Source organism: Nocardioides panzhihuensis, from assembly GCF_013408335.1.
Taxonomy (GTDB): domain Bacteria; phylum Actinomycetota; class Actinomycetes; order Propionibacteriales; family Nocardioidaceae; genus Nocardioides; species Nocardioides panzhihuensis.
On the sequence record NZ_JACBZR010000001.1, the window covers coordinates 1100864 to 1124059 of the forward strand.

Sequence of the window (23196 nt, forward strand, 5' to 3'; positions counted from 1 at the left end):
CTCTGGCTCGGGTGAGCGCAGATCCAGAGGAAGACCAGGAGGGTGGGTCCGCGGATGCGGATCTCCCCGAGGTCTACGCCGCCCTGCTGGGGGACTATGAGCGACACCTCGGCGCCGAGCGCGGCCTCTCCGCCCACACGGTCAGGGCCTATCTGGGCGATGTCCGCAGCCTGCTCGACCACGCCGGCCGGATGGGCTGCACCGGTCCGGAGGCGATCGACCTGCGCACCTTGCGCAGCTGGCTGGCCAAGCAGCAGACCACCGGCCACTCGCGGACGACCCTTGCCCGGCGGGCCACCGCGGCCCGCGTCTTCTGCGCGTGGCTGGTACGCACGGGCCGGGCGCAGGTCGACGCCGGCGCCGCACTCGGCTCACCGAAAGCCCATCGGACGCTCCCGCCCGTGCTCCGTCCCGACGAGGTCGAGTCGCTCATCGCCGCTGCCACAACGGCCGCCGAGGACGGCACCGCCGTCGGGATGCGCGACGTCGCTGTGCTGGAGATGCTCTACGCGACCGGTGCCCGAGTCGGCGAGCTGGTCGGCCTCGACCTGGACGACGTCGACTATGAGCGGCGGGTCGTGCGGGTGCTCGGCAAGGGGCGCAAGGAGCGGATGGTGCCTTTCGGTGGTCCCGCGGTGCGAGCGCTCGATCGTTGGGTCGTCCGTGGTCGCCCACAGTTGCTGACCGAGTCCTCCGGCCCAGCGCTGTTCCTCGGGGCTCGCGGCGGTCGCCTCGACCAGCGCGCGGTACGCACCCTCGTCCACCGACGCCTCGCCGACGTCCCAGGGGCCCCCGACCTCGGCCCCCACGGACTCCGCCACAGCACCGCTACCCACCTCCTCGAGGGTGGCGCCGACCTCCGCTCGGTCCAAGAGCTCCTCGGCCACGCCAGCCTGGCCACCACCCAGATCTACACCCACGTCAGCAGCGACCGGCTCCGCAAGGCCTACCGCCAGGCCCATCCCCGCGCCTGACCTGCCGGGACAGCGGATGTCGCGGACCGATTCGCCGGGGCGTACGCCAGATCACGTACGCCGCTCACGCTGTCGCGCGGACGCGAGGGCACCCCGTGTCGGCGAGGGTGAGGGCATGTCCAAGAACTCGACGATCGGCAAGCCGGCGCGGCTGCGGCCCGGCGTACGCAAGGCGGTGCTCGTGCTCCACCTCCTCGGAGTAGGCGCATGGCTCGGCATCGACGTGGTGGTCGGGATCCTGGCCGCCGTCGCGACGGGATCGGCGGAAGCCGCCGATCGTGCCCTGGCGCTACAGGTGATCGGTACGTATCTGGCGGGGCCGATGCTCGCCGCGGGGGTGATCGTGCTGGTGACCGGGCTGGTGCTCGGCTGGGGGACCAAGTGGGGCCTGGTGCGGTTCTGGTGGGTTGCGGTGAAGCTGGTCGTCAATGTGGTGCTGGTCGCGCTGATCGTCTTCGTACTGTTGCCGGGGATGGCCGAGGTCCGGACCATCGGCGAGGTCCTGGCAGCGACCGGTGAGCTGACCGGAGACGTGAGCAGTCTGCGATTTCCGCCGGCGGTCTCGCTGACCGCGCTGACGATCGCGGTCGTGCTCTCGGTCTACAGGCCCTGGGGACGCACCCGCTTCGGTGAACGTGCCTATCGGACCGGGTCGCCCCGCCAGAGGGGGAGGAGCCGGACCGGTCGCGGTGCGTCGACGAGCAGCAGCGGGTCGAGATAGACCTCGTCCGCGTTGCGGATCCAGCCCCAGTGCAGACAGGCGGCCGGGAAGCAGTGGGAGCCGGCGACGCCGAGACGGCCCAGTGGCGCACCGGCGGCGACCGGCTCCCCGACGTTCACCGTGGCCACGACCGGCTCATAGGTGGTCCGTGTGGAATCGTGGTCGACGCTCACCACCGGCTTGCCGGCGATGACGCCGGCGAATGCGACCGTCCCAGCCATCGCGGCGCGAACCACCGCACCCGGCGATCCGGCCAGGTCCACGCCGCGGTGGCCGGCACCCCACTGGGCGTCTGGAGGGTCGAAGCGCCGCACCACCTCCGGCTGTGGTGCCAGCGGCCATTCGCCCTGGGGGACCTCGTCAGACACACCGACCGGACTCGGACCCTCGTCGTGACCCGCTGCCCCACCCAACGAGGCGCCGGACGGCGCCACCTCGGCACGCGGCGTTCCGAGAGCTGGGCCTGTCGGGGCGATGAGGACGACGAGAAACAGGGCCGCGACGAGGGTGCGAGCCCGGTCGGAGAGGCGATACGAGGTCATGCCGAGCAGACAACCCCGGATCGACGACCGGCACAACGGGCTTCGTACGCCCTGTGGATAACCCTGTTTCGAGATACCCCTGTGGACACTGATCGGCCCGCACCGGAGTCATTCCCGGCGGATTGGCCCGAGATGCCGGTCGGCGGCTAGTCTTGGATCGGCAGCCCCCTGTGGGCTGACTTCGCACGCCAGCAGACCGCGACGGTTTCTCGCTCCGAGAGGCCGATCGCCCGCGGGCGCGGCCCTCAGTCCCGAGCAGCACGCTCAGGTCGGACCGCGTGCAGGCGTCAGGGCCCATCACCACCGATGGGCGCGAAACTGAAAACCGATCGGCTCGCGCCGACACCCGCCCGACCTCGAGAAACGCAAGGTCGAGCCTCAGCGGTGCAAACGCGGGCCACCACCTAGGAGAAAAAACATCATGGCAGTCGTGACCATGCGCCAGCTCCTCGAGAGCGGCGTCCACTTCGGACACCAGACCCGTCGCTGGAACCCGAAGATGAAGCGGTTCATCCTCACCGACCGCAACGGCATCTACATCATCGACCTGCAGCAGTCGCTGGCCTACATCGACCGCAGCTTCGCCTTCGTCAAGGAGACCGTGGCCAAGGGCGGGACGATCATGTTCGTCGGCACCAAGAAGCAGGCCCAGGAGGCCATCGCCGAGCAGGCGACGCGCGTCGGGATGCCTTACGTCAACCAGCGCTGGCTGGGTGGCATGCTCACCAACTTCCAGACCGTGCACCAGCGGATCAACCGCCTCAAGGAGCTCGACGAGGTCGACTTCGACGACGTGGCCGGCTCGGGTCGCACGAAGAAGGAGCTCCTGCAGATGAAGCGGGAGCGCGACAAGCTCGACAAGACCCTCGGCGGCATCCGCGAGATGGGCCGTACGCCGTCCGCCGTGTGGATCGTCGACACGAACAAGGAGCACCTCGCAGTCGAGGAGGCCCGCAAGCTGCGGATCCCGATCGTCGCCATCCTGGACTCCAACTGCGACCCCGACCTGGTCGACTTCCCGATCCCGGGCAACGACGACGCCATCCGCGCCGTCGGTCTGCTGACCCGCGTGGTCGCCGACGCCGTCGCCGAGGGCCTCATCGCCCGCTCCGGTGGCAAGTCCGAGGGCACCGAGGGCGCCACCGCCGAGGAGCCGCTGGCCGAGTGGGAGCGCGAGCTGCTGGCGACCCCGGCCGCTGAGGAGACCAAGGCCGAGGAGACCCCGGCTGCTGAGTCCACCGAGGCGCCCGCCGAGGAGACCAAGGCCGAGGAGACCCCGGCTGCTGAGTCCACCGAGGCGCCCGCTGAGGAGACCAAGGCCGAGGAGACCCCGGCTGCCGAGTCCACCGAGGCGCCGGCCGAGGCCTGAGCCTCATCGTCCACTTAAGAGCCACTTAACAGTCAGAGGAAGACACACATGGCTTACACCGCTGCCGACGTCAAGAAGCTCCGCGAGCTGACCCAGGCCGGCATGATGGACTGCAAGAAGGCGCTCGACGAGGCTGACGGCGACTTCGACAAGGCTGTCGAGATCCTTCGCGTCAAGGGCACGGCGAAGGCCGCCGCCCGCGCCGCGGAGCGCACCACCTCGGCGGGCCTCGTCGCCGCGTCCGGCAACGCGCTGGTCAGCCTCCTCTCGGAGACCGACTTCGTCGCGAAGAACGAGGGCTTCGTCGCGGCTGCCCAGCAGATCGCCGAGGCTGCCGACGCCAACAAGGTCAACGACCGGGAGGCCCTCAAGGCCGTCTCGCTCGGCGACAAGACCGTCGGCGAGACCGTCGAGGCGCTCGCCCGCACCATCGGCGAGAAGATCGAGCTCGGCCAGGTGGCCTACTTCGAGGGTGAGACCACGGTCTACCTGCACAAGAAGGCCTCCGACCTGCCGCCGAGCCTCGGCGTCCTGGTCTCCTACGAGGGTGACGAGGCGGCCGCCAGGCAGGCCGCCCAGCAGGCTGCCGCGCTCAAGGCGCAGTTCCTCACCTCCGACGAGGTCCCGGCCGACGTGGTCGAGGCCGAGAAGGACGTCCTCACCAAGAAGACGCTCGAGGAGGGCAAGCCCGAGGCTGCCGTCGCCAAGATCGTCGAGGGCCGGATCAAGGCGTTCTTCAAGGAGATCGTCCTGCTCGACCAGGAGTCGGTCTTCGAGTCGAAGAAGTCCGTCAAGCAGGTCCTGGACGCCGCCAACACGCAGGTCAAGCAGTTCGCCCGCTTCGACGTCGGCGCCTGACCAGAGCCTGGCCCGCGCGGACACCGCGCGATCCGTTAGGTTGAGCAGCAACGTACGACGAAAGGAGCCGGTCCGATGATCCATCTGGTCATCATCGGACCGGCTCTTTCGTACACCGAGAACACCGGCACAGCCCCGCACGACGTCGCCCGAGGAAAGGCCACGGTATGACCCGCTACCAGCGCATTCTGATCAAGCTGTCCGGAGAGAACTTCGGCGGCGGCGAGGTCGGCGTCGACCCCATCGTAGTGGCCTCGATCGCCAAGGAGATCTCTGCTGTCGCCGCCTCCGGCGTGCAGGTCGCGATCGTGGTCGGTGGCGGCAACTTCTTCCGCGGCGCCGAGCTGCAGCAGGCCGGGATGGACCGGTCCCGCGCTGACTACATGGGCATGCTCGGCACCGTCATGAACTGCCTCGCGCTGCAGGACTTCCTCGAGAAGGAGGGAGTCGACACCCGGGTGCAGACCGCGATCACGATGGGTCAGGTCGCCGAGCCCTACATCCCGCGCAAGGCCATGCGTCACCTCGAGAAGGGCCGCGTCGTGATCTTCGGCGCGGGCTCAGGCATGCCCTACTTCTCCACCGACACCGTCGCCGCCCAGCGTGCGATGGAGGTTCACGCCGAGGTCGTCCTGATGGCCAAGAACGGCGTCGACGGTGTCTACACCGCCGACCCGAAGAAGGACCCGACGGCGACGAAGTACGACGAGCTCACCTTCAACGAGGCGCTGCAGAAGCAGCTCAAGATCGCCGACGCCACCGCGTTCGCCCTCTGTATGGAGAACAAGATGCCGATCGTGGTCTACGGCGCGGAGGACGAGGGGGCGATCTTCCGGATCGTCCAGGGTGAGAAGATCGGTACGCTCGTCACCGCTGGCTGAGCGGCACGAGCCCACACGCCACCCCACACCCAAATCACTTACGAGCCACAGGAGCAACCGGTGATCAACGACATCCTCAACGAGGCCGACAGCAAGATGGTGAAGTCGGTGGACTCCACGCGTGAGGACTTCTCCACCATCCGTGCCGGTCGGGCCACCCCGCAGATGTTCAGCAAGATCCTGGTCGACTACTACGGCACCCCGACGCCGATCCAGCAGCTGGCCTCGTTCACCAGCCCCGAGGCGCGGATCATCAACATCGCCCCGTTCGACATCGGCGCCATGGCCAACGTCGAGAAGGCCATCCGCGACTCCGACCTCGGCGTCAACCCGTCCAACGACGGCAAGATCCTGCGGGCGGTCTTCCCCGAGCTCACCGAAGAGCGCCGCAAGGAGTACATCAAGCTCGCCAAGGAGAAGGCTGAGCAGGGCCGCGTCTCGGTGCGCCAGGTGCGCCAGAAGGCCAAGCAGGGCCTCGAGAAGCTCGAGAAGGACGGCGAGGCCAGCAAGGACGACGTCACCGGCGCCGAGAAGCGCCTCGACGGCCTCACCAAGAAGCACACCGACGAGATCGACGAGATGCTCAAGTCCAAGGAAGCCGAGCTGCTGGAGGTTTGAGCCTGTGACCCTGCGAGCGAAGCGAGCAGGGTCACAACGCGAAAAGATCGAGCGAGCGCAGCGGCTGAGCTTGCGAAGCCGCGAAGCGGGTCGAGATCTACTCCTCAGCGAACGATCTCGCCGAGATCTGAGGCCCCAGACTGCTGGCCTACTGCTGGCCTACCACCCACGGACGAATGACTGAGCTTCCCATGACCCAGACGCCGCAGCCCTCTTCCCCGGCCCCCGAGCCGCCGAAGAAGGACTACGGCCGCGCCGGCCGCAACCTGCCCGCCGCGGTCGGCTCCGCCGTCGTCCTCCTGGTCGCCATCGCGCTGAGCCTGTTGTTCGTGAAGACTGCGTTCATGCTGATCGTCGTCGGCTGTGTCGTGGCCGCGGTCTGGGAGCTCCACCGGGGCCTGATGGCCAAGGACATGGACGTCCCCGAGCAGCCGCTGATGATCGGCGGCACGGTGATGGTCCTGGTCGCCTACTTCCTCGGCGCCGACGCGCTGGTGACCGCCACCGCGGTCTCGGCTCTGGTGATCATGCTGTGGGTCCTGCGGCGCGGCGTCGACGGTTACGTACGCACGTCCGCCGCAGCCGTCCTCACCCTCTTCTACCTGCCGTTCCTGGGTTCGTTCGTCGGGCTCATGCTCGGCGAGGGCGGCGGCTGGACCTCGGGCGGGCTCTCGGACGACGGCGTACGCGGCATCATCGTCTGGGTTCTGCTCACGATCATGTCCGACATCGGCGGCTACGTCGCCGGCGTCCTCTTCGGCAAGCACCCGATGGCCCCGGTGATCTCGCCGAAGAAGTCGTGGGAGGGCTTCGTCGGATCCATGGTCTTCACCGTGGCCGCCGGCGTCGGCCTGGTCGTGTGGCTGCTCGACGGAGCCTGGTGGATCGGCGTCGCGCTGGGTGTGGTCGTCTGTGTGATGGCCGTCCTCGGCGACCTGGTCGAGTCGGTCATCAAGCGCGATCTCGGCGTCAAGGACATGAGCCAGATCGTCCCGGGCCACGGCGGCCTGATGGACCGCCTCGACTCGCTGCTGGCCACCGTCGCCCCCGTCTGGCTGATCCTCCACTACGCCGTCTTCTGAGGCTCTTCCTCGTACGCCACGGGCGACCGACCCCGGTCCCGGGCGTCGCCGCGGAGCACTGGGAGCTCGACCCGGCCGGCTTCGACGACATCTGGGCGTTGCGAGACCGGCTCCCGGCCGGCGCGACGTGGTATTCCTCGCCCGAGCCGAAGGCACAGCAGACCGCTCAGCTGCTCACCGATGGCGACGTCGGCGTGGTGGACGCACTGCGCGAGCAGGTCCGAGGTGCCGCCTGGGTCGAGGACTTCCAGGCCACCGTCGAGAGAGCGTTCGCGGAGCCGTCCGTCCCTGCGTACGAGGGCTGGGAACCGCTCGTGACATGTCGAGAGCGGGTGACGAAGGCCGTGTCCGGGATCCTGTCGGCGCACGCGGGCGAGGACGTCGTGCTCGTCGGCCACGGGACTGCCTGGACGTCCTTGCGAGCGAGGTCACCGGCCAGCCTGCTGACCTGGTGCGATGGCGGGCGCTCGGCATGCCTGACGTGATCCAGGTCTGAGATACGGCACTTCCGCGATTCTTTGCCCAACGAGCACGGGGTCGAGCGTTACGGTTGAAGCGTGACCGAGCGGCCCACGGACCTCGACGTGGACTCCGATCCAGACGTCGAGGCAGATCACGACCCGGAGGGGGAGTCCCCAGGGTCGAACGGGCTGTGGGCATGGCTCCACGACTCGCATCCGACCGTGGCCGCCCTGGTCGGGTTCTATATCGGCCTGGCCTACGCGATCCTGGTGCCCGGCACCTGGGGTGCTCTGCTGACGTGGGTGGCCGGGCAGGAGCGGGCCGAGGAGCTGTTCCCGTGGGTGGCGCTGACCCTGCTCGTGCCGCTTGCCCTGCTCATCCCGCGCAAGACCCGCCGGCTGGCCCAGTTCGTCTGGCTGGGGATCATCCTGACCGTGCTGGTGGTCGTCGGCGTCGGCGCCCTGGTGTTCTGGATCCTGCTGAAGACGGGCTGACTCGGGCTGAGCGGATCGAGGGTTCGCCGTACGCCGCACCCCGGTGGGACACTGGAGCGGTGACCGAGCCCGACCCTGTGACCGTACCGGCCCCGCACAGCCCCGAGGCTGAGGCCGCCGCGATGGAGGGGCGCCGTCTGCCGCTGGTGATGGCGCCGCCGAAGGGACGCGGCAAGCCGCCGCGCCACCTCGCCGACCTCGACCTGGCCGGCCGCCAGGACGCGGCGAAGGAGGCCGGACTTCCGGCGTTCCGGGCCAAGCAGCTCTCGGTGCACTACTTCGAGCGCCTGGTCGACGATCCGGAGAAGATGACCGACCTGCCCGCGAACCAGCGTCAGGAGCTGGTCGACACCTTCCTGCCCGACCTGATGACGCCGATCAGTCAGCAGGAGGCCGACAAGGGCACCACCCGCAAGACGCTGTGGAAGCTCTTCGACGGTGCGCTGGTCGAGTCGGTCCTGATGCGCTACACCGACCGCGCCACGGTCTGCATCTCCTCGCAGGCCGGCTGCGGCATGGCCTGCCCGTTCTGCGCCACCGGCCAGGGCGGCCTCGAGCGCAACATGTCGACGGCCGAGATCGTCCACCAGGTCGTTGTCGCGGCCCGGCAGATGGCCAGCGGCGAGGTCCCCGGTGGTCCTGGTCGTCTCTCCAACGTGGTCTTCATGGGCATGGGCGAGCCGATGGCCAACTACAAGGCCCTGATGGGTGCGGTCCGTCGTCTCACCTCGCCGGCTCCCGAGGGCCTGGGCCTCTCGGCGCGCCACGTGACCGTCTCCACCGTCGGCCTCGTGCCGCGGATCAAGCAGCTCACCGAGGAGGGCATCCCGGTCACCCTCGCCCTCTCGCTGCACGCTCCCGACGACGAGCTGCGCAACGAGCTGGTCCCGATCAACACCCGCTTCTCGGTCGCCGAGACCGTCGACGCCGCCTGGAACTACGCCCGCGTCACGAAGCGCCGGGTGAGCATCGAGTACGCGATGATGCGCGGCATCAACGACCAGGCCTGGCGCGCCGACCTCCTCGCCGACGTCCTCAACTCCTACGGCGACTGGGGCTGGGTCCACGTCAACCTGATCCCGCTCAACCCGACCCCGGGCTCGAAGTGGACCGCGAGCGACCCGGCCGACGAGCGCGAGTTCGTACGCCGCCTCGAGGCCAAGGGCATCTCCACCACCGTTCGCGACACCCGCGGCCGCGAGATCGACGGCGCCTGCGGCCAGCTCGCTGCTCAGTCGGTCTCCTAGCCGGACCTACAGCCGGTCGTCCTGCCCGGTTCCGGGGGCCCCGATAATCTCGGCCCATGACCGATGAGCTCGAGTCCGCCGTCGTCCTCATCACCGGTGTGATGGCGGCCGGCAAGTCCACCGTCGCACAGGCCCTCGCCGAGCGGCTGCCGGCCGCCGCGCATGTCCGGGGCGATGCCTTCCGGCGGATGATCGTGTCAGGTCAGCGTGAAATGACGCCGGACGCGGACGAGGAGGCCGTGAACCAGCTCCGGCTGCGCTACCGGCTGTCAGCGATGGTCGCCGACGAGTACGCGGCGGCGGGCCTGACCGCCGTCGTCCAGGACATCGTGCTCGGCGATGAGCTGAGGACTTACACGGAGAGCGTTCGCACGCGGCCGCTGTACGTCGTCGTGCTCGCGCCGCGCCCGGACGCCGTCGCCGTCCGTGAGAGCGGCCGTGCGAAGACGGGGTACGGCGAGTGGACCGTGGAGGCCCTTGACCGGGGGATGCGTGAGGACACTCCGCGCATCGGGCTGTGGCTCGACTCCTCGGAGCTGACGGTCGAGGAGACCGTCGACGCGATTCTCGCGGGCCTCGACCGGGCACGGCTGGATGAGGATGCGGAAAGTGTCTGATCGGCGCTGAGCCCACCGCCACCGAGCGGCTTCGGCCGCGGCCGAGCAGCGCTGAGCCCGCGAGGATGATCCCGGTTGAGCCGCCGGTCGGGCCGTCGCATGACGTCGTCGTTCACGGGTACCGGTCCGAGCGTCGACATTCATCCTGCGCCCACTAGAGGTGACCATGTCCAGCCAGCCATCCGCACCAGATCAGGACAACCCGACGAGGATCGCATCGGCCGGATGAGCATGTCGATCATCCTCGTCACCGGAGCGTCGAGCGGGATTGGTCTGGCTGTAGCGCGCCTCGCCGCCACGCGCGGAGACCACGTCGTCCTGGTCGCCCGGGGTCGTGAGTCGCTGGACGCCACCGCTCGTGGGTGTGAGCGGCTGGGTGCCGCATCGACCATGGTGCTCCCGCTCGATGTGGGAGACGACGATGCGGTGGGGGACTGTATCGGGGCAGTGCTCGATCGACATGGGCGGATCGACACGGTCATCCACTGCGCCGGAGTGGTTGCGTTCGGTCGCACGGAGTCCCTGCCGCCCGAGATCTTCGATGGTGTGCTGCGTACCAACCTCCTCGGCTCGGCCAATGTGGCACGTCACGTGGTGCCTGTGTTGCGCGGTCAGGGCAGCGGAACGCTGGTCCTGGTTGGCTCAGCCCTCGGCCACATCACGGTGCCTTCGATGAGTCCCTACGTCATCAGCAAGTGGGGTGTTCGCGCGTTGGCTCATCAGCTGCGCCTGGAGAACCGCGACCGACCTGACGTCGCGATCTTGTACGTCGCGCCGGGCGGCGTGGACACCCCCATCTATCACCATGCCGCGAGTGTCATCGGTCATGAGGGTCGGCCCCCGCCTCCGGTCTCCAGCCCTCAACGAGCAGCCCGACAGATCCTGCGCCGGGTCGACCGCGGCCGCGGCCGGCCACAGCTGAGCATGGCCAACGACGTGACACGGCTCGTATTCGCGGCGCCCCTCGTCCATGACCGGGTGGTCGCGCCGATCATCGGCTTCCTGGTCGCTGACCTCGCCCGCCCCGTGGACCCACATCCGGGGAACGTCCTGACCAGCATGAAAGGCGAGAACGCCATGCGCGGCCGCCGCGAGAACACCGTCCTGGGGCTCGCGCGCAACCTGGCCGTCCGCATAACGCGCCGGGGGCGGGGTACCGCTACGTCCAGTGACCCCAAGTCGCCGAGGACATCTCCATGAGTACAAACCGCAGATTGGTCCACGCATCACCCCAGCACGTGTGGGACGTCCTCTCGGACGGCTGGCTTTACCCGCTCTGGGTGGTCGGCGCGTCTCGCTTGCGCGATGCCGACAAGGACTGGCCGAACGTCGGCGCGCAGCTGCATCACTCCGTCGGCATCTGGCCGCTGCTGCTCGACGACAGCACCGAGGTGCTCGAGTGCTCACCCGGGAGCAGGCTGTTGCTCCGTGCGCGCGGCTGGCCCGTGGGTGCCGCGCATGTCGAGATCACTCTGGAGGAAGCAGAAGACGGCACCGAGATCGTGATTCGAGAACAGGCCGTCGATGGCCCGGGAGCTCTGGTTCCACGGCTGGTGCAGGATCCCCTTCTCAGCTGGCGAAACGTGGAGGCCCTCCGGCGCTTGGCCTACATCGTCGAACACCGCCCATGAGTGACGCCTCCTACGACGCCTTCTACGACGCGGTCGTCGTTGGTTCCGGACCCAACGGCCTGGTCGCGGCCAACCTGCTGGTCGACAAGGGCTGGTCGGTGCTGGTGCTCGAGACCCAACCCACCACAGGTGGAGCGGTCCGCAGCTCCGAGGACGTCCACCCGGGGTTCATCCACGACACCTTCAGCGCGTTCTATCCGCTTGCGGCCGCCTCCGCCACCATCCGTGGGCTCGGTCTGGACGAGTACGGGCTGCGGTGGACGCATGCTCCCGCAGTCCTGGGCCACCCCATGCAGGACGGCAGCTGGGCGCTGCTGCACCGCGACCGGCACGTCACCGCAGAGCTGCTCGATGCCCAGCATGCCGGCGACGGCCAGGCATGGCTGGAGCTGTGCGGTCTCTGGGACCAGATCGGCGATCCCCTCGTGCAGGCCCTGCTGACCCCGTTCCCGCCCCTGCGGCCGGGGGCCCGTCTGCTCAACGCCCTGCGTCGTGCCGGGGGCCTGGCGGCCGTGCGTACCCTGCTCACGCCAGCCGGAGACCTCGGACGCAACCGCTTTCGGGGCGAGGCTGCGCGTCTGCTCCTGGCCGGCAACGCCGGACATGCCGACATCCCGTTGGACGCGCCGGGCTCCGGCACGATGGGACTTCTGCTCGCGATGCTGGGCCAGACCGTCGGCTTCCCCGTCCCAGCAGGGGGTGCTGGCATGCTCGCCGCCGCACTGGAGCGCCGCTTCCGTGAGCGTGGTGGTGACGTCCGCTGCGGTGCCGAGGTCACCCGCCTCGGTGTCGAGGACGGTCGCATCACCGAGGTTCGCACCCGTGGCGGCCACCGGATCAAGGTGGGCCGGGCCGTGATCGCCGCCGTCGCGGCGCCCCATCTGTACGGCCGGCTCCTCGATCCCGCAGACGTGCCGCGACGCGTCGCAGCCGGCATGGCGAACTTCCAGCTGGACCCAGGCACGGTCAAGGTCGACTGGGCCCTGCACAAGCCCATTCCATGGCTCACCGAGCCCGCGTATGCGCCCGGCACCTTCCACGTCGCCGACTCGGTCGAGCAGATGACCCAGTCCATGTCTCAGGTGTCTGCCGGCGTCATCCCCGATGCTCCGTTCCTCCTGGCAGGTCAGATGACCACCACCGACCCGACCCGCTCGCCGCCGGGGACGGAGTCGGTGTGGGCCTACACGCACGTGCCGCAGACGGTGCTGCGCGATGCGGGACCTGACGGGCTGCGCGGGCGGTGGGACAAGGAGGAGTGTGAGCGTTTCGCCGATCGCATGCAGGCGCGCATCGAGCGCCTGGCGCCCGGCTTCGGCAGCGCCGTCGCCTCACGACGCGTTCTCGGGCCCCGTGAGTTCGAGGCTCTCGACGCCAACCTCATCGGTGGGGCGATCGGCGGCGGCACTTCTCAGCTCCACCAAGAGCTGGTCTTTCGACCCGTGCCAGGCATGGGGCGGGCAGAGACCGGCATCACCGGGCTGTTCCTCGGGTCCGCCTCAGCCCACCCAGGCGGAGGCGTGCACGGCGCGGCCGGCAGCAACGCAGCCCGGGCCGCCATCCTGCACGATCGTCTTCGATGGGGTGATCGCCGTCTTGGACGGTCGACAACGACCCGCCGGCGGGTCACCAAGGCACAGCACGGCGCCTCCTCAGGAAGGCCAACCGAGTGAACCCAGTCGATGTCGTAGGGCCTGCTGACGACCGTCCGAGCAGGCGCGGACTGGCTCCCGCCGTCACGGGAACGATGGCGCGCGCTGGCGGACGTGTGCTGCAGGCCGGTGTCGGCGTGCTCGCCCACTTGCGACCCGCTGACAAGCCTCTGCACCCGCACGGCAAAGTGCACACGGCCTTGCTGCGGCGGCACCCGGGAGCCACCACGGGCGCAGCGTTCCTCGATGAAGGTGGGTCGGACGAGGTGGTGGTACGACTCTCCCGCGCGGTGGGCCTGCCTGAGAAGGTGCCCGACGTCAACGGGCTTGCCGTGCGCGTTCCCACCGCCCCCGGTGAACACGCCGACCTCCTGCTCGCCACCACCGGTCACGGTCGATGGACCAGGTTCTTGCTGGTTCCCCGTACCCGTCTGTCCGACGGGTTCTTCAGCACGCTGCTCCCGTACCGCGCGCCCACCGGGCCGGTCTGGCTCGGAGCGCAGTTCGTCGGCGAAGCCACGTGGCGAATGGCGTGGGCACGGCCAGGGACGGACTGGACGTGGTTCGCGACGCTCGAGCTGACCATCGAGTCGGACCGCGACTTGCTGCTCTCCTTCGACCCGACCCGCTCAACGCCACCCGGACTCGAGATCTACGAATGGCACCGCCGCCTACGAGCGCCCGCCTATGAGACGGCGCGGCAGTCGCGAGCTCGGTAGCCCCGGCCGCCCCGGCCCGCGGCCATGGGCGGTATGAGACGACTCAAGCCCCTGGCACGGGCCGCTGCTCGTGGCCGCGGCGGCCCTGGGTGCGGCGGGCCTCCTTCATCTCCGACTCGTAGAGGTGTCGCTTGCCCTGGACGAGAGCGTCGCGAGCCTCCTTCTCCAATCGCTTGAAAGTGGCGTAGTAGCCGTCGTCGTACTCCTCGACGATCTGAAACGTCCACCTGCCGTAGAGCACGTTGCGTCCCACGAGCTCTCGCTCGAACGTGTCCGCCAGCTCGGTGTGGCCGGCCTCGCGCAGCTGCTGGACACCTTTGCCGAGGGTGAGGTCGGCCGTGCCGGTGATGCGATGCAGTGCGTACAGATGACCGCGGGCGATCTCGATCGCTTCGAGTGCCTCGCTGATGGAGCCGAGCGCCTCGACGGTGAGGTCGTCGACGCCATCGGGCCGGATGTGCTCCTCATCGGTGGTCATGCCGCGATCGTGGCAAAATGAGCGGGCCGGCGGCAACCCCCTGCGCGGCCGCCGGCTTCGACACGCTGCCCCGATCAGCCCGGGCCAGCCCAACGCCGCGAGCCTAGGGACGTCGGCTCACCGGCTTCTGTCGTAAGCCGCGGAGCGGTGACAGATTTCTGAGAGTCACGCGACGTTTCCGCTGATGACGCCGGGCGGACTATCTGTCACCCGGCACAGAGTTCTGGCCACGGGAGGTTCACCGACCCGTCAACCAAGTCGGGGATCACGTTGCCGGAGGGCGCTCACGATCAGAAACATGAGCATCAGCCTCGATCGGGTCCCGCTGGTCGCCGCCAACGCAGAGCCGCTCCGCGTCCTCATCGTCACGGAGTCGTTCCTGCCCCAGGTCAACGGCGTGACGAACTCCGTACGCCGTGTGCTGGAGCATCTCGCGGTCGACGGCCATACCGTCGAGGTCGTGGCGCCCACCGGGCCCGCCGAGTACGCCGGGTTCCCGGTGACCCGGACCAGAGGCGCGACCTTCTGGGTCTACAAGGACTTCCGCGTCGGACTCGAGACGCGACGCAAGCTGCGCGCGGTGATGCGCCGGTTCAACCCCGACGTCGTCCACGTCGCCTCACCAGCCCTGCTCGGACGGCAGGCAGTGCTGGTCGCCAAGGAGCTCGGCATCCCGAGCGTGGCGATCTACCAGACGGACCTGGTGGGCTTCTGGGACAAGTACAAGGCGGTCGGGGGTCCGCAGGCGGCCGCGATGCTCACCCGCCAGGCCCACTCGGCCGCCGACCGCACCCTGGCGCCGAGCTCGTCGGCCCTCACCCAGCTCGAGGGCCTCGGCGTGCAGCGTACGGGACTGTGGCCCCGGGGTGTCGACGTCGAGCTGTTCCACCCGAGCCGCGTCGACCACGACCTGCGCGCCGAGCTCGCGCCGAACGGGGAGACGATCGTCGGCTACGTCGGTCGGCTGGCGCAGGAGAAGGAGCTGCACCTGCTCGCCGCGCTCTCCCGCAACCCGGTGTACAAGGTCGTGCTCGTCGGCGGGGGTCCGCAGGAGCGAGAGCTGCGCCAGCTGCTCCCGAACGCCACCTTCATGGGCGTGCTGCAGGGGGAGGAGCTCGGGACTGCGTACGCCTCGCTCGACATCTTCGTGCACACCGGCTCCCACGAGACGTTCTGCCAGGCGGTCCAGGAGGCGCTCGCCTCCGGGGTCCCGGTGGTCGCGCCGCGTTCCGGCGGGCCGTTGGACCTGGTCGCCGACGGCGTCACCGGGTTCTTCTACGAGCCGGGCAGCCGCGACGATCTCGGCTCCCACGTCGCGCTGCTCCACAACGACCCGCAGCTGCGGCTGCGGATGGGACGCGAGGCCCGCAAGAGCGTCGCGCACAAGTCCTGGGGCTCGGTGAACGCGGCCCTGGTGGACCACTACCGCGACGTCATCCGGGCACGCCAGCAGCGATGACGTCGACCACCTCCTCGGCGGTGTCGACGAGGTGGACGTACGGCTCCATCACGCGCCCGCGCGCGAGTGCCTGCAGCAGCGGCCAGACCGGCAGCGTCTCGGTCCAGTAGCGCCGTCCGACCAGCACCATCGGCGCGATCGCGCTGGCATCGGCGTAGTAGTTCTCGCAGGCGTCCTGGAAGACCTCCTGCACGGTGCCGCCGGCGCCCGGCAGGAAGACGATCCCGCCGTCGCAGACCTCCAGCAGCACCGCCTCGCGCGTGGCGTTGCGGAAGTACTTCGCGATCGATCCGGCGAACACGTTGGGCGGCTCGTGCCCGTAGTGCCACGTCGGGATCCCCAGCGATCTCCCGGGTCTGCCCTCGCCCTCCTCGCGTACGCGGAGGGCGACCTGTGCCCACGCCCGGATCGAGGGCCGGAAGGACGGCACCGAGGCCAGCGACTCGAGCGCGTTCTCCAGCGTCGTCTTCGGTGCTCCGGCGAGGAAGGCCCCGAGGTTGGCGGCCTCCATCGCGCCCGGGCCGCCGCCGGTGGCGACCACATAGTGGCTCGCCAGCTGCTGGCCCAGGTGGGCGGCGGTCGTGTAGGCCTCCTCGCCCCGCTGCAGCGCGTGCCCGCCCATCACCCCGACGATCCGGGATCCCTCGTCGTGTCGTGCGCGCACCCACGCCTCGAGCGCGGCGTCGATCGCGTGGTCGTGGAGGGCGATCGCGAGCTCGTCGTCGGCATCGAGCGGTTGCTGCAGCCACGCGTACGCCCTCGCGTCCAGGCTCCGCGCATAGACGGGGTCGTCGTAGAGCTCGTCGGCGGTGTAGAGCCTGGAGCGGTAGGCGTCCACCGGCGCCTCCGAGATCACCGGCATCACCAGCGCGCCCTCGGCCTCGGCGTAGACCCCGTCGCCGGGCGCGAACCTGCAACCCAGGAATGTCGCCCCGGCGAGCTCGGCCTCCCGCAGGACGGTGGAACGCGAGCTCAGGTCCAGCGACCGCAGCCGCCAGCCCCGCAGGCTCCCCGCTCCCGCCGCCAGGTGCCTGTCGAGCTCCTCCACCGACTCGATGTCGACATGCCGTCCCCGGTGATGCTTCATACCGAGAAACCTACCGACTCACATCGGCCAGGAGACTCCGGTCATCGCCTCGGACTCCGTCCACAGCTTGCGGGCGAGGTCGGGATCGGAGGCGATCGCGGTGCGCCCGACGAGCGTCGGGCTGCCGCGGTACTCGCCGAACCCGTCCGGTCCGACATAGCTTCCCGCCGGAAGATCCTGGCTGGCCGCGTACAGAGTCGGGAGGGCGCCTGCCTCGGCGGACTGCGCGACGACCCGGTTGCCGAGTGCCATGAGGGTGTGCTTGAGGCGGTTGCCGGTGTGGCTCTGCAGGTTCGTGGCGGCGTAGCCCGGGTGGGCGGCGTACGCCCGGATCCCGGTGCCCTCCAGGCGTCGCAGCAGCTCGAGGGTGAAGAGCAGGTTGGAGATCTTCGACTGCCCGTAGGCCTTCTGCGGCTGGTAGTCGCGTCGCTCCCAATTGAGGTCGTCGAGGTCGAAGCCGCCCCAGCGGTGGGCCGAGGAGGCGACGGTGACGACGCGGTCGGTGATGTGGGGGAGCAGCAGGTTGGTGAGCGCGAAGTGCCCCAGGTGGTTGGTGGCGAGCTGGCTCTCGTAGCCGTCGGTCGTGAGACGCTTCGGCACCATCATGATCCCGGCGTTGTTGATGAGTACGTCGATCTCTCCGGTCCACGCGTCGGCGAACTGTCGCACCGAGCCGAGGTCGGCGAGGTCGAGCGACCGCACCTCGGTCTTGCCGCCGATCGTGGCAGCCACCTCCTCGCCGACGGCGACGTTGCGTACGGCCAGGACGACGTGAGCTCCCTTCGCGCTGAGCTCGGTGGCGACGATGCGGCCCAGGCCGCTGGTCGCGCCGGTGACGATCACGGTGCGGCCCTCGAAGGACGGCAGTCGTTGGGAAGTCCACTTCTGTTCGTTCATGGGTTCAATCTAGACGCTGACAAGAATCTTGACAATGACAATATCAGTCAAATCTCGATAGGGTGTGCCCTGATGACCGAGACGATGCCCCGCTACCACCACGGCGATCTGCGCGCCGCGGTGCTCCGCCGAGCGGAGGAGGTGCTGCGCGAGTCGGGCACCGATGCGCTCTCGCTACGCGGCATCGCCCGCGATCTGGGCGTGAGCCACGCCGCGCCGAGCGCCCACTTCCGCGACAAGAACGCGCTCTTCGACGCGCTCGCGGTCGTCGGATTCCGGCGGCTGGGCGAAGTGACGGACGCCGCGCTAGCCACCCGCGGCTCGTTGACCGACGACCTGGTCGCCTTCGCCTCGGCCTACCTCGGGTTCGCCACCGACAACCCCGCGCTGCTCTCGGTGATGTTCGCGCGCAAGCACAGCGAGACCGCCGGCGCCGAGATCGCCGGGGCCGTCGCCGCCGCCTTCGCCCATCCCACCGCCCTGCTCACCGACGGCCAGGTCCGTGGTGAGGTCGCCGACGGCGACCCCGAGGTCATCGGGGTCACCGTCCTGGCGGCGCTCCAGGGTCTGGCCACCTTCGTCGGCTCCGGCTTCGTGACGCCCGAGCAGTCGCAGGGGATGGTGCGCGACGTCGTCGAGACCCTGATGCGGGGGCTGGCCCGCTAGAAGGCGTGGGCCATCAGGTCGGCGTAGACCTCCTGCTCGTCGATCTCGAGGCCCCTGGCCTGGAACCACTTCGCCACGTTGGCGACGTCGCGGAGCAGGAAGTCGAAACCCAGAGGGTTGCCGACCAGGTCGATGATCTGGGGGAGGTCGATGATGACGAGCCGGTCTTGCTGGGCAAGGATGTTGTAGGGGGAGAGGTCGCCGTGGACCATCCCCGCCTGCACCATCGTGGCCAGTGAGTCGACCAGCCCGTCCCACCACATCTCCAGGACGTGCCGCTCCGGCCGGGTCTGGGCGAGCCGGGGTGCCGTCTCGAGCTCCCCGTTGCCGTCGTCGACCGCGATCCACTCCATCAGGATCTCGGTCCCGTCGATCTGCACGGGATAGGGGACCGGAAGACCGAGCTGCCAGCAGCGTACGAGCGCGTTCCACTCGGCGTTGGCCCACTCGGCCTTGGCGACCTCACGGCCGAAGGTCGAGCCCTTCTTCAGGGCGCGCTCGTCTCGGGATCGCTTGACCGAGCGGCCCTCGGTATAGGTCGCGGCCCGGTGGAAGGTGCGATGGTCGGCATCGCGGTAGCGCTTGGCGACCATCAGCGCCTCCTGCTCGGGGGCCAACGGGTCGGCCCGCACGATCAGGAAGGCGTCGGCCTCCTTGCCGGTCTTGAGGATGCCGAGATCGGTGTCGATGGCACCCTGAGAGGTCACCACCCAGTCCGGGCGCGGCTCCGGTCCACGGGAGAGCGGCTCGACCGAGAGCCAGGTGGACCAGCGTTGTCCGTCTTCCAGGTCGTCGCCGTAAGCCTGGAAGTCGAAGACGAAGTCGGGGTCGATTCCCGCCAGAGGATCGGATACGGCGGGATCAGCGGAGAGGTTCTCCTGAGTCACTACGGGTGCTCCTGATACGAGAGATGTGGTCTGTGGGCAGGCACAGGACAACGACAGTCATGGTCTGCTCCTCTCGATCAAGGGCGCCTCGTGGACGAGGAACGCCGGTCGTGGTCCATGGTGGCGGACCGCGACCGGCGTATGCAACGGGTTTATTCGTGACCTGTGGTGACGGAGAGTGTCCGCAGGTCAGTGGCCGCCGACGAGCGGAGCGACGGCGCGGGCGACCAGAGAGCCCTTGCCGGTGGCGGACTCCTCCGCGTCCGCCAGGGTCATCGCGCGCAGCCCGGCGTTGACGCCGAGCCAGCGCAGCGGCTCGGGCTCCCAGCGTGGTGAGACGTGCCCGACCCAGGGGAGGGCGGTGAGGTCGGAGGGGGTGCCGAGGATCAGGTCTCGCAGCGTACGTCCGGCGAGGTTGGTGGTGGCGACGCCGTCCCCGACATAGCCGCCGGCGTGCGCGAGCCCGCTGGCCGGGTCGTAGCCGACCGAGGCGTGCCAGTCTCGCGGGATGGCGAGGACACCACCCCAGCGGTGGGTGACCTGGTGGCCGCGTACGGCCGGGAACAGCTCGATCAGGGTCGTCAGCAGGCGGCGGTGGGTGCGCAGGTCGGAGGCGTCTGCGTCGGTGATCCTCGACCCGAAGGTGTACGGAGCGCCGCGCCCGCCGAAGACCAGCCGGTCGTCCGCGGTGCGCTGCCCGTAGATCAGCAGGTGCCGGCCGTCGGAGAAGGTCTCGCGCTCCTCCAGACCGATGCTCGACCAGACCAGGTCGGAGAGCGGCTCGGTGGCGATGATGAGGGATCGGACCGGGATGACCTCGCGCTCCAGGCCGGCCAGCGTCGGGGTGTAGCCCTCGGTCGCGCGTACGACGACGTCTGCGGTGACCACGTCGCGCTCGGCTGGACTGTGCTGGTCCAGACTGTGCTCGACCAACACCCGGTGCGGCTCGATCGCGGTGGCGCGGGTCTGTTCGTAGATCGTCACGCCGCGGCTCTCGACCACACGGGCCAGGCCGCGCACGAGCTTGGCTGGATGGATCGAGGCGCAGTCGGGGGTGTAGGTCGCGCCCAGGGTGCCGGTCGCGGCGAGGCGCTGTTCGGCGCCGGCCCGGTCCAGGAGGGCGAGCTCGGCGTCGCCGAGACCCCAGGACCTGGCGTGCTCCACCTCGGCCTCAGCGCGCTCGAGCTGGGCCTGCGTACGGGCCACGGTGATCGTGCCGCCCTTGGCGATGTCGGCCTCGATGCCCTCTGCCTCGGCGACCCGGATCACCTCGTCGACGGTGGCGCGCATGGCCCGGTCCTGGGCGAGCGCTGCCTCCCGACTCGAGGCCGCCGCGACCTTGTCCAGCGAGGCGGGGAAGAGCGCCGAGCACCAGCCGCCGTTGCGGCCCGATGCCCCGAACCCGGCGACCTCGGCCTCGAGGATCGCGATCCGCAGGTCAGGCCTGGCCTCGGTCAGGTAGTAGGCCGTCCACAGTCCGGTGTAGCCGGCGCCGACGATCGCGACGTCCACCTCGAGGTCGCCCATCAGCGCCGGACGGGGCTCCCAGGTCTCGCCCGCGGTCTCGTGCCACAGGCTGATGCCGGCGTAGCCGTCACTGCTCACCGGACGCCCCAGGCGTAGGTCTGCTTGTGGAGGTGGAGGTACATGAACGTCTCGGTGCTCACCACGCCCTCGATGGCGCGGATCTTGCTGGAGATGAGGTTGAGGAGGGCCTCGTCGCTCTCGGCGACGACCTCCACGAGCAGGTCGTAGGAGCCGGCGGTGATGACGATGTAGTCGACCTCGTCGAGCTTGCCGAGCTCGTCGGCGATCCCCTCGATCGGGCCGGACGTGCGTACGCCGATCATCGCCTGCCGGGCGAAGCCGAGCTCGAGCGGGTCGGTGACCGCGACGACCTGCATGACGCCACTGTCGACGAGGCGCTGTACGCGCTGTCGCACCGCGGCCTCGCTCAGGCCGACCTCCTTGCCGATCGCGGCATAGCTGCGACGGCCGTCCTGCTGGAGCTGCTCGATGATCAGCTTGTTGACCTCATCGAGGTGAGCGCCCCCGTTGTGCTTGCGAGTCATGGTGTCAGTCAACCTTTTGCGCCTGTCGAGTTGCAACGAAATCCGTCGTGTGTGACGAACTATTTCCATGATTCCGTACATCGGGGTGGTTTGAGGCGCGCAGACTTGCAATAGTTGACGCGTGAGCCACGTGTCGCTGACCGATGCCAAGCCAGCCGTCTACTGGCTGGACGATCCCGAGAGGCCCGCGCCGCTACCGCCGCTGGTCGGGGTGGCCGAAGCCGATCTCGTGGTCGTCGGCGGCGGCTACTCGGGACTGTGGACGGCGTTGCTGGCCCGGATGCGGTTTCCGTCGTGGTCGGTCATGGTCCTCGAGGCCGGGCAGTGCGGCGACCAGGCCTCAGGCCGTAACGGCGGCTTCGCCGAGGCGTCCCTGACGCACGGCTTCTGGAACGGCCTGGAGCGCTGGCCCGACGAGCTCGCGACGCTGGACCGGCTCGGTCAGAACAACCTGGCCGAGATGGCCGCGACCATCGAGCAGCACGGCATCGACTGCGACTGGCAGATGACCGGTGCGCTGAACGTCGCCACCCGTCCGCACGAGGTCGACGACCTCGCCGAGTGGTCGACGGCGCTGTCCGAGCACGGCGTCAAGCACCGGCTGCTGGACGAGTCCGCGGTGCGAGGTGAGCTCCGCTCGCCGACCTACCTCGGTGGCCTCGAGGTGCTCGGGGACACCGCGACCGTCGAGCCGGCGCGGCTTGCCTGGGGGTTGCGGCAGGCCTGTCTGGAGGCGGGGGTGGTGATCCACGAGGGTTCCGCGGTCACCGGTCTCGTCAGCGACGGGGCGGGGATGAAGGCGTCGACGATCATGGGATCGGTGCGCGCCGGTCGTGTCGCGCTCGCGACCAACGCCTTCCCGCCGTTGCTGCGGCGACTGCGGATGATGACCGTGCCGGTCTACGACTACGTACTCATGACCGAGCCGCTCTCCGCCGCGCAGCTGGCCGCTATCGGCTGGGCGAACCGGCAGGGCGTCAGCGACTCCGCCAACCACTTCCACTACTACCGCCTGACCAGGGACAACCGGATCCTGTGGGGCGGGTACGACGCGATCTACCACTTCGGCTCGAAGATCTCACCCGAGCTGGAGACCGGCGCGACCCACGACCGCCTTGCCGGCCATTTCTTCGAGACCTTCCCGCAGCTGGAGGGCCTGCGCTTCACCCACCGTTGGGCCGGCGTGATCGACACCTGTACCCGCTTCTCGGCCTTCTTCGGGAAGGCGTACGCCGGCCGCGTCGCCTACGCCCTCGGCTACACCGGTCTCGGCGTCGGTGCCACCCGCTTCGGCGCCCAGGTGATGCTCGACCTCCTCAGCGGCGAGCAGACGGAACGTACGTCGCTGGAGATGGTGCGCTCCAAGCCGTTGCCGTTCCCGCCCGAGCCGGTGCGTTACGCCGGGATCCAGATGATGGTCCGGTCGCTCGGCAAGGCTGATGCGAATGGGGGTCGGCGTGATCTCTTCCTGCGGACGATGGATCGGCTGGGGCTTGGGTTCGACTCTTAGGGCTTAGAGCGGCTCGGTGCTGGTCGTCTTCGTTGGGTTGGGGCCGCCGACCCGTTGTGGATGGTGTTCACGCCGGATCCCGGAGTCAAGGACGGCCTTCGGCCGCCGGCTTCGCCGGCCGCTATCGCGGTCCTTGACACCGGGATCCGGCGAGAAATTTGGCTGGCTATCGGGTCGGCGGCGGGGTGTGGCGCAGCGGTTTGGGGTTGGCACGGGATCGGGGACCGGGGTGGCCGGTCCTCACGGGCGGGTCCGTGGGGCGCTGTACTAGAC

The 23196-nt window shown here is 69.3% G+C and carries 25 protein-coding genes; 18 read left to right on the top strand and 7 right to left on the bottom strand.

Going from position 1 to position 23196, the window contains the following annotated elements; all coding sequences use genetic code 11:
- Positions 1 to 11: 11 nt before the first annotated feature.
- Together BJ988_RS05090 and BJ988_RS05095 are read left to right on the top strand one after the other, a co-directional pair.
- Positions 12 to 974: a tyrosine recombinase gene (locus tag BJ988_RS05090; protein WP_179657019.1), complete on the top strand. Its 963-nt coding sequence runs from the start codon at positions 12 to 14 to the stop codon at positions 972 to 974.
- Between the two features lie 115 nt (positions 975 to 1089).
- Entirely contained in the window at positions 1090 to 1695 is a 606-nt protein-coding gene (locus BJ988_RS05095; RefSeq protein ID WP_179657020.1) for a hypothetical protein, read from the top strand.
- On the opposite strand, the gene BJ988_RS05100 is transcribed toward BJ988_RS05095, so the two are convergent.
- Complete coding sequence (locus BJ988_RS05100) at positions 1614 to 2237, bottom strand: M23 family metallopeptidase (protein WP_179657021.1); 624 nt, start codon at positions 2235 to 2237, stop codon at positions 1614 to 1616. The genes BJ988_RS05095 and BJ988_RS05100 overlap by 82 nt on opposite strands.
- A 421-nt stretch (positions 2238 to 2658) precedes the next feature.
- Between BJ988_RS05100 and rpsB the strand changes: the two genes are divergently transcribed.
- The 13 genes from rpsB to BJ988_RS05165 all read left to right on the top strand — a co-directional run bounded on the left by rpsB (position 2659) and on the right by BJ988_RS05165 (position 13867).
- A complete protein-coding gene (gene rpsB, locus BJ988_RS05105) occupies positions 2659 to 3606 on the top strand; it encodes a 30S ribosomal protein S2 (RefSeq protein ID WP_179657022.1) in 948 nt (315 codons plus the stop codon).
- A gap of 48 nt (positions 3607 to 3654) precedes the next feature.
- Positions 3655 to 4464: a translation elongation factor Ts gene (gene tsf, locus BJ988_RS05110; RefSeq protein ID WP_179657023.1), complete on the top strand. Its 810-nt coding sequence runs from the start codon at positions 3655 to 3657 to the stop codon at positions 4462 to 4464.
- Positions 4465 to 4631: 167 nt separating this feature from the next.
- On the top strand, positions 4632 to 5345 hold the full coding sequence (pyrH, locus tag BJ988_RS05115; protein ID WP_179657024.1) for a UMP kinase: 714 nt from the start codon (positions 4632 to 4634) through the stop codon (positions 5343 to 5345).
- A gap of 63 nt (positions 5346 to 5408) precedes the next feature.
- Positions 5409 to 5963: a ribosome recycling factor gene (gene frr / locus BJ988_RS05120; protein WP_343051833.1), complete on the top strand. Its 555-nt coding sequence runs from the start codon at positions 5409 to 5411 to the stop codon at positions 5961 to 5963.
- 176 nt (positions 5964 to 6139) lie between these two features.
- Positions 6140 to 7045, top strand: coding sequence for a phosphatidate cytidylyltransferase (locus BJ988_RS05125; protein WP_179657026.1), 906 nt, complete (start codon positions 6140 to 6142; stop codon positions 7043 to 7045).
- Positions 7042 to 7530 (top strand): histidine phosphatase family protein, encoded by a 489-nt coding sequence (locus BJ988_RS05130; protein WP_246321741.1) that lies wholly within the window; start codon positions 7042 to 7044, stop codon positions 7528 to 7530. Before BJ988_RS05125 ends, BJ988_RS05130 begins: the two co-directional genes overlap by 4 nt.
- 72 nt (positions 7531 to 7602) lie before the next feature.
- Positions 7603 to 8001 (top strand): hypothetical protein, encoded by a 399-nt coding sequence (locus BJ988_RS05135; protein WP_179657027.1) that lies wholly within the window; start codon positions 7603 to 7605, stop codon positions 7999 to 8001.
- A gap of 122 nt (positions 8002 to 8123) precedes the next feature.
- The gene (rlmN, locus tag BJ988_RS05140) at positions 8124 to 9248 is read left to right on the top strand and encodes a dual-specificity RNA methyltransferase RlmN (protein WP_179661336.1); all 1125 of its coding nucleotides are present in this window, start codon (positions 8124 to 8126) and stop codon (positions 9246 to 9248) included.
- A 56-nt stretch (positions 9249 to 9304) separates the two neighbouring features.
- Entirely contained in the window at positions 9305 to 9865 is a 561-nt protein-coding gene (locus BJ988_RS05145; RefSeq protein WP_179657028.1) for an AAA family ATPase, read from the top strand.
- Positions 9866 to 10090: 225 nt separating this feature from the next.
- Positions 10091 to 11065 carry an SDR family NAD(P)-dependent oxidoreductase gene (locus BJ988_RS05150; RefSeq protein ID WP_179657029.1) on the top strand — a complete coding sequence of 325 codons (975 nt, stop codon included), beginning with the start codon at positions 10091 to 10093 and terminating at the stop codon, positions 11063 to 11065.
- A complete protein-coding gene (locus BJ988_RS05155) occupies positions 11062 to 11496 on the top strand; it encodes an SRPBCC family protein (RefSeq protein WP_179657030.1) in 435 nt (144 codons plus the stop codon). The genes BJ988_RS05150 and BJ988_RS05155 overlap by 4 nt, the downstream gene beginning before the upstream one ends.
- Positions 11493 to 13169, top strand: coding sequence for a phytoene desaturase family protein (locus tag BJ988_RS05160; RefSeq protein ID WP_179657031.1), 1677 nt, complete (start codon positions 11493 to 11495; stop codon positions 13167 to 13169). The genes BJ988_RS05155 and BJ988_RS05160 overlap by 4 nt, the downstream gene beginning before the upstream one ends.
- 74 nt (positions 13170 to 13243) lie before the next feature.
- Positions 13244 to 13867 carry a hypothetical protein gene (locus BJ988_RS05165; protein WP_179657032.1) on the top strand — a complete coding sequence of 208 codons (624 nt, stop codon included), beginning with the start codon at positions 13244 to 13246 and terminating at the stop codon, positions 13865 to 13867.
- A 43-nt stretch (positions 13868 to 13910) separates the two neighbouring features.
- Here BJ988_RS05165 and BJ988_RS05170 read toward each other — a convergent pair whose 3' ends face one another.
- The gene (locus BJ988_RS05170; protein ID WP_179657033.1) at positions 13911 to 14345 is read right to left on the bottom strand and encodes a hypothetical protein; all 435 of its coding nucleotides are present in this window, start codon (positions 14343 to 14345) and stop codon (positions 13911 to 13913) included.
- A 298-nt stretch (positions 14346 to 14643) separates the two neighbouring features.
- Here BJ988_RS05170 and BJ988_RS05175 point away from each other — a divergent pair, with 298 nt between their 5' ends.
- A complete protein-coding gene (locus BJ988_RS05175) occupies positions 14644 to 15804 on the top strand; it encodes a glycosyltransferase family 4 protein (protein WP_179657034.1) in 1161 nt (386 codons plus the stop codon).
- On the opposite strand, the gene BJ988_RS05180 is transcribed toward BJ988_RS05175, so the two are convergent.
- Together BJ988_RS05180 and BJ988_RS05185 are read right to left on the bottom strand one after the other, a co-directional pair.
- The gene (locus tag BJ988_RS05180; protein WP_179657035.1) at positions 15779 to 16891 is read right to left on the bottom strand and encodes an LOG family protein; all 1113 of its coding nucleotides are present in this window, start codon (positions 16889 to 16891) and stop codon (positions 15779 to 15781) included. The two genes, BJ988_RS05175 and BJ988_RS05180, sit on opposite strands and share 26 nt — an antisense overlap.
- Positions 16892 to 16909: 18 nt before the next feature.
- Complete coding sequence (locus tag BJ988_RS05185; protein ID WP_179657036.1) at positions 16910 to 17788, bottom strand: oxidoreductase; 879 nt, start codon at positions 17786 to 17788, stop codon at positions 16910 to 16912.
- Positions 17789 to 17860: 72 nt separating this feature from the next.
- Between BJ988_RS05185 and BJ988_RS05190 the strand changes: the two genes are divergently transcribed.
- Positions 17861 to 18454: a TetR/AcrR family transcriptional regulator gene (locus BJ988_RS05190; protein WP_179657037.1), complete on the top strand. Its 594-nt coding sequence runs from the start codon at positions 17861 to 17863 to the stop codon at positions 18452 to 18454.
- On the opposite strand, the gene BJ988_RS05195 is transcribed toward BJ988_RS05190, so the two are convergent.
- The 3 genes from BJ988_RS05195 to BJ988_RS05205 all read right to left on the bottom strand — a co-directional run bounded on the left by BJ988_RS05195 (position 18451) and on the right by BJ988_RS05205 (position 21413).
- Complete coding sequence (locus BJ988_RS05195) at positions 18451 to 19341, bottom strand: RIO1 family regulatory kinase/ATPase domain-containing protein (RefSeq protein ID WP_179657038.1); 891 nt, start codon at positions 19339 to 19341, stop codon at positions 18451 to 18453. The genes BJ988_RS05190 and BJ988_RS05195 overlap by 4 nt on opposite strands.
- Positions 19342 to 19530: 189 nt before the next feature.
- The gene (locus BJ988_RS05200) at positions 19531 to 20946 is read right to left on the bottom strand and encodes an NAD(P)/FAD-dependent oxidoreductase (RefSeq protein ID WP_343051476.1); all 1416 of its coding nucleotides are present in this window, start codon (positions 20944 to 20946) and stop codon (positions 19531 to 19533) included.
- Entirely contained in the window at positions 20943 to 21413 is a 471-nt protein-coding gene (locus BJ988_RS05205) for an Lrp/AsnC family transcriptional regulator (protein ID WP_179657039.1), read from the bottom strand. The genes BJ988_RS05200 and BJ988_RS05205 overlap by 4 nt, the downstream gene beginning before the upstream one ends.
- A 121-nt stretch (positions 21414 to 21534) precedes the next feature.
- On the opposite strand from BJ988_RS05205, the gene BJ988_RS05210 reads away from it, so the two are divergent.
- Positions 21535 to 22923, top strand: coding sequence for an FAD-dependent oxidoreductase (locus BJ988_RS05210; protein ID WP_179657040.1), 1389 nt, complete (start codon positions 21535 to 21537; stop codon positions 22921 to 22923).
- Positions 22924 to 23196: the final 273 nt, after the last annotated feature.

Bases quoted from the DNA above. Each gene is read 5' to 3' on its own strand.
- BJ988_RS05095 (WP_179657020.1), top strand. From the start codon at position 1,090: ATGTCCAAGAACTCGACGATCGGCAAGCCGGCGCGGCTGCGGCCCGGC.
- BJ988_RS05100 (WP_179657021.1), bottom strand. From the start codon at position 2,237: ATGACCTCGTATCGCCTCTCCGACCGGGCTCGCACCCTCGTCGCGGCC.
- rpsB (WP_179657022.1), top strand. From the start codon at position 2,659: ATGGCAGTCGTGACCATGCGCCAGCTCCTCGAGAGCGGCGTCCACTTC.
- tsf (WP_179657023.1), top strand. From the start codon at position 3,655: ATGGCTTACACCGCTGCCGACGTCAAGAAGCTCCGCGAGCTGACCCAG.
- pyrH (WP_179657024.1), top strand. From the start codon at position 4,632: ATGACCCGCTACCAGCGCATTCTGATCAAGCTGTCCGGAGAGAACTTC.
- BJ988_RS05125 (WP_179657026.1), top strand. From the start codon at position 6,140: ATGACTGAGCTTCCCATGACCCAGACGCCGCAGCCCTCTTCCCCGGCC.
- rlmN (WP_179661336.1), top strand. From the start codon at position 8,124: ATGGAGGGGCGCCGTCTGCCGCTGGTGATGGCGCCGCCGAAGGGACGC.
- BJ988_RS05145 (WP_179657028.1), top strand. From the start codon at position 9,305: ATGACCGATGAGCTCGAGTCCGCCGTCGTCCTCATCACCGGTGTGATG.
- BJ988_RS05150 (WP_179657029.1), top strand. From the start codon at position 10,091: ATGAGCATGTCGATCATCCTCGTCACCGGAGCGTCGAGCGGGATTGGT.
- BJ988_RS05155 (WP_179657030.1), top strand. From the start codon at position 11,062: ATGAGTACAAACCGCAGATTGGTCCACGCATCACCCCAGCACGTGTGG.
- BJ988_RS05160 (WP_179657031.1), top strand. From the start codon at position 11,493: ATGAGTGACGCCTCCTACGACGCCTTCTACGACGCGGTCGTCGTTGGT.
- BJ988_RS05165 (WP_179657032.1), top strand. From the start codon at position 13,244: ATGGCGCGCGCTGGCGGACGTGTGCTGCAGGCCGGTGTCGGCGTGCTC.
- BJ988_RS05170 (WP_179657033.1), bottom strand. From the start codon at position 14,345: ATGACCACCGATGAGGAGCACATCCGGCCCGATGGCGTCGACGACCTC.
- BJ988_RS05175 (WP_179657034.1), top strand. From the start codon at position 14,644: ATGAGCATCAGCCTCGATCGGGTCCCGCTGGTCGCCGCCAACGCAGAG.
- BJ988_RS05180 (WP_179657035.1), bottom strand. From the start codon at position 16,891: ATGAAGCATCACCGGGGACGGCATGTCGACATCGAGTCGGTGGAGGAG.
- BJ988_RS05185 (WP_179657036.1), bottom strand. From the start codon at position 17,788: ATGAACGAACAGAAGTGGACTTCCCAACGACTGCCGTCCTTCGAGGGC.
- BJ988_RS05190 (WP_179657037.1), top strand. From the start codon at position 17,861: ATGACCGAGACGATGCCCCGCTACCACCACGGCGATCTGCGCGCCGCG.
- BJ988_RS05205 (WP_179657039.1), bottom strand. From the start codon at position 21,413: ATGACTCGCAAGCACAACGGGGGCGCTCACCTCGATGAGGTCAACAAG.